This is a genomic window from Streptomyces sp. NPDC048600 (genome assembly GCF_055587025.1).
On the sequence record NZ_JBVJGZ010000042.1, the window covers coordinates 20980 to 27712 of the forward strand.

A 6733-nucleotide genomic window follows, 5' to 3' on the forward strand; every position below is an offset into this window, starting at 1 on the left:
TGTCAGCGGGCGCCGGTGGATGGGGAGTTGCGGCCGATTCGCAGCCGAACCGCCGTGTGTGCACCGGTATCGTCCGGTTCTCGTCCGCGTTCCGGGCCCTCTCATCGGGATCTCACGGTCGCCTCATACGGTGGGGGTATGACGCAGGTGACTCCCCCCGGGTGGTACCCCGACCCCGGGCAGAAAAGTGACGGTCCCGCCACCGAGCGCTGGTGGGACGGCGGGGCGTGGACGGAGCAGACCCGTCCCACGGGATCGGCCGCGCCCTGGGGGCCGCCGGCGCCGTCGGCGGGCGGGGCGTACCCGGCCCCGGCGGGCTACCCGGGAGCCCCGGGCCAGCACAGCCATCCCGCCCCGCAGGGATATCCGGGGGCTCCGGGCGCGGGCTACCCGGGCTACCCCGGTCAGCCCGGCCACCCGGGGTATCCGGGCTATCCCGGGTACCCCGGCGCGGCGCCCGCCCCGCAGCGGCGCGGGCTGCGGACCGGGATCGCGGTCGGTGTCGCCGCCGCGGTGCTGGCGAGCATCGGCGTCGGCGTGTTCGTGCTGACCAAGGACGACGGCGGGAGCCCGTCCCGGGCGGACTCGCAGGGGCAGGACGGCCGTCCCGGCCCGTTCGGCGACGACGGCTCCGGCGGGCCGGACGACCGGTCGCCCTCGCCCGAGGCGCCCCCCTCCCCCGAGAACGAGGACCCGGAGCGCGGCCTGCCCGAGGTGGCGGGCGGCGGCACCCTCCAGGACCCGCTGAACGGGATCAGCATGCCGGTGCCGCAGGGCTGGTCCGGGCGGACGAACCGGGCCGGGGCCGCGATGGGCTCGGACGACACCTACGACTGCCCCGGCACGCCGGACCAGCTGTGCACCAAGGGCGGCGCGTACTCGGCGGCGGCGGAGGATCTCGGCGCCACCGGGACCACGCCCGAGGCGATCGCCAAGAACGACATCGCGAGGAACGCCGCGGAGTCCTACGGGAACAGCTACGGCAGGATCACCTCGCATCAGGAACTGCTCTCGAAGGCGGTCACCGTGGCCGGCCAGAAGGGCTATGTGGTGCGCTGGAAGGCGGTCACGAGCAAGGGGTCGGACGGCTACGTCCAGTCGCTGGTCTTCCCCTCGCCCGTCGACCCCGAGAACGAGATGATCATCGTCCGCTTCGGTCTGGACACCGACCAGAAGCTGTCGATCATGGACGAGATCACCGCGGGCATCAAGAAGTTCTCGGGCGGCACCGGCAGCGGGCAGAACGTCTGACCCGCCCGGGGCCCGCCGGACACGACGGCCGGGAGCGGAACCCCACCGCCCCGGACGTACGGCGGCCAGGAGGGGAACCCCGCCGGTCCCCGGCGCACGACGGCCGGGAGGGGCGCCTCTCCGCTCCGGAGGCACCCCACCCGGCCGGGGGGTGCGCGCCGCCCCCGTCCCCACGGTGCGGCGCGGCCGGGCCACCGTCCAGTCATCCCATGGACGGCGCCCGGGTCTTCAGGTGAGACCGAGCACGGGCAGTACCGCGGCCTCCACGAACCGGACCAGGTAGTCCGAGTCGGCGTACTCCCCCTCGATGACCGGACGGGCCCGCAGCACCCCGTACATCTGCGCCGGGATGTACTCCAGCGCGGGATGGTCCGCGGGGACCTCGCCCCGTTCGACGCCGCGCCGCAGGATCTCCCGCAGCGCGTCGATCTCCGGGTCCACGAGCGCCTCGCGCAGCGCCTGCTGGAGTTCGCGGTCCTGCATGACCGCGTGGCCGAGGGCCTGGAGCAGACCCTGGTCCTTGTCCGAGGAGTCGCCCGCGGCCCGCGCCGCCCGGCGCAGGTCCTCGGCGAGCGAGCCGGTGTCGATCCCGGCGAACCGCACCTCACGGCAGGAGCGCAGGGCCGCCGCCACGAACTGCGGCTTGGTCCGCCACTGCCGGTACAGCGTGGACTTGCTGCACCTGGTGCTCGCGGCGACGCCCTCCATGGTGACGGAGTCGTAGCCGCACGCGCGGATCTGTTCCAGGACGGCGTCGAAGAACTCCTGCTCACGCTCCCGCGTCAGCTTGGAGCGGCGCGAGGCGACCTGATCGGGCCGGTCCGCGGCCTGCGACGTCATCGGCACTTCCTCTCGCTCCAGTGGCCTTCGAGCCCCTGTCGGCAGTGTGGGATCCAGTGTGACTCATGCCCTGCGATACGCCAGTGTACCGGTACGCGTCCGTATCGGTACACTGCCGTATCGGTACAGTCCCGTATCGGTACGTCTCAGTATCGGAACGCCGACGTATCGCCGAGTCCGGGCCGGTCCCGCGGCTCGTTCGCACCACTGTCACCGAAGGGGCGGGGCATGAAAGCAGGCACCGAGCCCGACCGAGCGGAGCCCGACGGGGCCGCCCGGCCGCCACTGCTGCGCGAGATCCTGCTCGTCGCGGGGCTGTTCCTCGTGTACAAGCTCGGACGGCAGCTCGCCACGGGCCACACCGAGGCGGCCTTCCGCAACGCGCACCGCGTGTGGGACCTGGAGCGTGTCCTCCGCCTGCCGGGCGAGGGCGCGGTGCAGTCCGCGCTGCTGCACGGCGACACCCTCGCGCACACGGCCAACGTCTACTACGCGACCGTGCACTTCCCGGCCACCGCCGCCTTCCTGGTCTGGCTCTATCTGCGCCGCCCGGCGCACTACGTCTGGGCCCGGCGGGTGCTCGCCGCGCTCACCGCGGCCGCCCTGGTGCTGCACCTGGCGTTCCCGCTCGCCCCGCCCCGGATGCTCGCGGCGACCGGCCTGGTCGACACGGCCCGGGTGTACGGGCCCTCGGTGTACGGCCCGCCGCAGACCGACACGCTCTCCAACCAGTTCGCGGCGATGCCCTCGCTGCACTTCGGCTGGGCGCTGATGCTCGCGATCGGCCTGATCGTGGCGACCCGGTCGCGTCTGCGGTGGCTGTGGCTGCTGCATCCGCTGCTGACCCTGCTGGTGATCGTCGGCACGGCCAACCACTACTGGCTGGACGCGCTGGTCGCGGCCGCCCTGCTGGGCCTCGCGCTCGCACTGGTGCACGTGCCCCGGCACACCGCCACCACCGCGGGCCGGGGCACCGCGGACCTCGCTCCCGCCGAGGACGGCGCGCTCGTCGGGGCGGGCCGATGAGCACCGCGTCCGGCCTCGCCGTCCTGCTGTCACTGTTCTCCGCCCTCGCCTACGCCGCCGCGGCCGTGGCGCAGGAGCGGCTCGCCGCCCGCTCCCGGGGCACCGGGGTGCTGCGGCTGCTGGGCAGCGTGAGCTGGTGGGGGGCGGTGGGGCTGAACGCCTCCGCCGCGCTGCTGCACGTGGTGGCCCTCAAGTACGGGCCGCTGACCGTTGTGCAGCCGCTGGGCGCGCTCACCCTCGTCGCGGCGGTGCCGCTGGGGGCGCGGGTCGCGGGCCGGCGGGTCAGCGCCGCGGAGTGGCGGGGCACGGCCTTCACCCTGGCGGGGCTCGCCACGCTGCTGGCCACGGCGTCGGGCCCGGCGCCCGACGATGTGCTCAGCCCGGTGGAGGCGCTGGCCGTCGCGGGGACGACGGCCGCGCTGATCGGCCTGCTGTCCCGGCCCGGCGCCCGGCCGGGCCTGCGGCACGCGACCGCTTCCGGCCTCGCCTCCGGGGTCGCCTCGGCACTGACCCAGACGGTGACGGTGGCCGCCACCGACCGCTCCGGCCCGCTGCTCAGCCTTCAGGTGGTCGGGGTCGCGGTCCTCGTCGCCGCGTTCGCGGCCGGCGGCCTGCTGCTGTCGCAGACCGCCTACAACGGCGGCCTCGGGGCGCCGCTCGCCGTGGTCACCCTGGCCAATCCCGTGGCGGCCGCGCTGATCGGTCTCTCCCTGCTGGGCGAACGTCTCCGGGGCGGGCCGACGGGCCTGCTCATGGCCCTGGCCGGGGCGGGGCTCGCGGCCTGGGGCGTGGTGCTGCTGTCGCGGGGGGCGCCGGGGCGTGAGGAGCGTGTCGTGGCACCGGCTCCGGGCGCGGTCACGGGCGAGGCGGTGGACCTCGGGCCGGCCGCCGTCGCGGGTGCGGCGGGGACGCAGGGCGCGGGGCGGGCCGGCGCGGGGCGTACGGCGGTCGTGCGCGTTCCGGTGCTGGAGGCACTGGAGGTGCAGGGTGTGCCGTCCGTGCCCTCGCTGCCAGGGGTGCCGGGGGCCGTACCGCTTCCGCGCGCCCGGTCCTGGCGGAGCCGCCGACGGCACGGGCCGGCCGCGCACGCCAAGGAGTCGGCGGACGCGGGGCTGGTGGCCTGAGACGGACACCGGGTCCGTGACCCGGGACGGAGATGCTCCGGCCTCGCGGGGCCGGGGCACCTCCGTCGGACGGGAACGTCAGTCCGTCACGATCGCCGGGTCGCTGACGCCCGCGCGGCCGTTCTCGACATGGCCGACGAAGCGGCGCAGGAACGCCGGGTCGTCCGCGGAGGTGACCGTCAGGTCGTACCAACGGCGGCTCGCTGCCAGGCCGAGGACGACCTTCACGGTCGCGCCCGCGCGCACCTTGACGGTGCGGGGCTTGGCGCCATAGCCGTCGACGACCTTCAACCGGGCGGTGGCCGCGCCCTTGTTGGTGAAGGTCAGTTCGAGGTCGTCACCGGCGTGCCGTGCGGTGACCTCGGGTCCGGCGGCCTTGCCCGGCCCGCGGAAGACGCGCAGGAAACCGTTGGGGCCGTGCACGGTCAGGTCGTACGAACCGCCCGAGTAGACCGTGTTCCAGGTGTCCGACAGGTTCTTGCCGGCCTCGGTGGTGTAGGTCCAGGGGCCGTCGGTGCGGTTGCCCCCGGTGACCCAGAAGGCCGCGCCGGCCCGGCTCCCCGAGGCGAAGGTGAGCGTGACCCTGCCGGTCGCCGGGTCGGCGGCGGCATCGACGGCCGGGGCGTACTTCAGCGGGCGGGCCGGGCGCGACCCGGGCTCCTGCCGGGGCAGGCTCGGGTCGGCGGGCGGGACCGGCCGGTAGTCGGGGTGCCGCTCGCGGTCCGGCGGCTCGTACGCCTCGGTGTCCGGCAGCGGGGCCGGGCGGCTGTCCTTGCGGGAGAAGTCGAAGGCCGAGGTCAGGTCGCCGCAGACGGCACGACGCCAGGGCGAGATGTTCGGCTCGCCCACGCCGAAGCGGCGCTCCATGAAGCGGATCACCGAGGTGTGGTCGAGGGTCTCGGAGCAGACGAAGCCGCCCTTGCTCCACGGCGAGACGACCAGCATCGGCACCCGGGGGCCGAGGCCGTACGGTCCGGCGGGGCGCCGGCTGTCGCCGGGGTACAGGTCGAGCGAGACGTCGGCCGTGGACCTGCCCTGGGCGGCGTTCCTCGGCGGCAGCGGCGGCAGCATGTGGTCGAAGAAGCCGTCGTTCTCGTCGTACGTGATGAACAGGGCCGTCCTGGCCCACACCGCCGGGTTGGAGGTCAGCGCGTCGAGGACCTGCGCGATGTACCAGGCGCCGTAGTTCGAGGGCCAGTTGGAGTGCTCGGAGAACGCCTCGGGTGCGGCGATCCAGGAGATCTGCGGCAGCTCGCCGGCCTGGACGTCGGCGCGCAGCCGGTCGAAGTAGCCGTCGCCGTTCTTGACGTCGGTGCCGGTGCGGGCCTTGTCGTACCAGGGGTCGCCGGGCCGCGCGTTGCGGTACTTGTTGAAGTACAGCAGGGAGTTGTCGCCGTAGTTGCCGCGGTAGGCGTCGGAGATCCAGCCCCAGGAGCCGGCCGCGTCGAGGCCGTCGCCGATGTCCTGGTAGATCTTCCAGGAGACGCCGGCCGCCTCGAGGCGCTCGGGGTAGGTCGTCCAGTCGTAGCCGAGCTCGTCGTTGCCGAGGACCGGGCCGCCGCCCTTGCCGTCGTTGCCCGTGTGGCCCGACCACATGTAGTAGCGGTTCGGGTCGGTCGAGCCGATGAAGGAGCAGTGGTAGGCGTCGCAGACCGTGAAGGCGTCGGCGAGGGCGTAGTGGAACGGGATGTCCTCGCGGGTCAGATACGCCATGGTCGTGGTGCCCTTCGCGGGCAGCCACTTGTCGTAGTCGCCGCCGTTGTACGCCTGCTGTCCGTCGGTCCAGCCGTGCGGGAGCCCCTCCAGGAACTGCATGCCGAGGTCGTCGGCCTCCGGGTGGAAGGGCAGCACCTCGCGGGTGCCGTCGCTCTGGTGCCACACCGACTTGCCGTTGTCGAGCCGTACGGGGTGGGGGTCGCCGAAGCCCCGGACGCCGCGCAGCTTGCCGAAGTAGTGGTCGAACGAACGGTTCTCCTGCATCAGGACGACGATGTGCTCGACGTCCTCGAGGGTGCCGGAGCGGTGGTTGGCCGGCAGGGCGGCGGCCCGCTCGATGCTGCTCGACAGAGCGGTGAAGGCCGTGGTGGCACCCGCGACCTGGAGGAATCGGCGCCGGTTGACTTCGGGCATGAGTGAGGGACCTCTCGTGCTGAAGGGAGTTGAACCGGCCGGGCCGTGACGGAATGCGCGCGAATGGAGTGTTCCAAGAGCACCAAACGTCAGGGAAGGGTGCGGTGGCGCCCGCGTGAAAGTCGTCGGTACGAGAGATGCGCGAAACGGCGGGATCAGGTCATCGACGATACGGCGGTACCGGCGGCGGCGCGCGCGAGGGGGCGATTGCGGCACTCGGGGGTGTCCGTGGAGCGCGGACGGCACGGCGGAGGCGCCGGGCGCGGCGGAGACGTCCGCGTCCTAGGCCCTGGGGGGGGAACCCCCCCCCCCCCCCCGACAGAAACAAGAGGTTTGCCACCCAACACCTAACACATGGGCTG

General features: G+C 73.7%; 5 protein-coding genes. 3 read left to right on the forward strand and 2 right to left on the reverse strand.

Going from position 1 to position 6733, the window contains the following annotated elements; genetic code table 11:
* Nucleotides 1-138: 138 nt before the first annotated feature.
* On the forward strand, nt 139-1251 hold the full coding sequence (locus ACZ6SQ_RS35400) for a DUF2510 domain-containing protein (RefSeq protein ID WP_469569576.1): 1113 nt from the start codon (nt 139-141) through the stop codon (nt 1249-1251).
* A 228-nt stretch (nt 1252-1479) separates the two neighbouring features.
* Here the strand turns inward: ACZ6SQ_RS35400 and ACZ6SQ_RS35405 are convergent, their stop codons facing one another.
* Nucleotides 1480-2091 carry a TetR/AcrR family transcriptional regulator gene (locus ACZ6SQ_RS35405; protein ID WP_389336846.1) on the reverse strand — a complete coding sequence of 204 codons (612 nt, stop codon included), beginning with the start codon at nt 2089-2091 and terminating at the stop codon, nt 1480-1482.
* A gap of 228 nt (nt 2092-2319) precedes the next feature.
* On the opposite strand from ACZ6SQ_RS35405, the gene ACZ6SQ_RS35410 reads away from it, so the two are divergent.
* Complete coding sequence (locus ACZ6SQ_RS35410; RefSeq protein ID WP_469569578.1) at nt 2320-3117, forward strand: phosphatase PAP2 family protein; 798 nt, start codon at nt 2320-2322, stop codon at nt 3115-3117.
* Nucleotides 3114-4241: a DMT family protein gene (locus ACZ6SQ_RS35415; RefSeq protein WP_469569580.1), complete on the forward strand. Its 1128-nt coding sequence runs from the start codon at nt 3114-3116 to the stop codon at nt 4239-4241. The genes ACZ6SQ_RS35410 and ACZ6SQ_RS35415 overlap by 4 nt, the downstream gene beginning before the upstream one ends.
* A gap of 78 nt (nt 4242-4319) precedes the next feature.
* Here the strand turns inward: ACZ6SQ_RS35415 and ACZ6SQ_RS35420 are convergent, their stop codons facing one another.
* Nucleotides 4320-6371, reverse strand: a complete 2052-nt coding sequence (locus ACZ6SQ_RS35420; protein ID WP_469569583.1) for a phosphocholine-specific phospholipase C — start codon at nt 6369-6371, stop codon at nt 4320-4322.
* Nucleotides 6372-6733: the final 362 nt, after the last annotated feature.

What these genes read in the sequence shown, in the direction of transcription:
- ACZ6SQ_RS35410 (WP_469569578.1), top strand. Translation starts at nt 2,320, where the DNA reads ATGAAAGCAGGCACCGAGCCCGACCGAGCGGAGCCCGACGGGGCCGCC.
- ACZ6SQ_RS35420 (WP_469569583.1), bottom strand. Translation starts at nt 6,371, where the DNA reads ATGCCCGAAGTCAACCGGCGCCGATTCCTCCAGGTCGCGGGTGCCACC.
- ACZ6SQ_RS35415 (WP_469569580.1), top strand. Translation starts at nt 3,114, where the DNA reads ATGAGCACCGCGTCCGGCCTCGCCGTCCTGCTGTCACTGTTCTCCGCC.
- ACZ6SQ_RS35400 (WP_469569576.1), top strand. Translation starts at nt 139, where the DNA reads ATGACGCAGGTGACTCCCCCCGGGTGGTACCCCGACCCCGGGCAGAAA.
- ACZ6SQ_RS35405 (WP_389336846.1), bottom strand. Translation starts at nt 2,091, where the DNA reads ATGACGTCGCAGGCCGCGGACCGGCCCGATCAGGTCGCCTCGCGCCGC.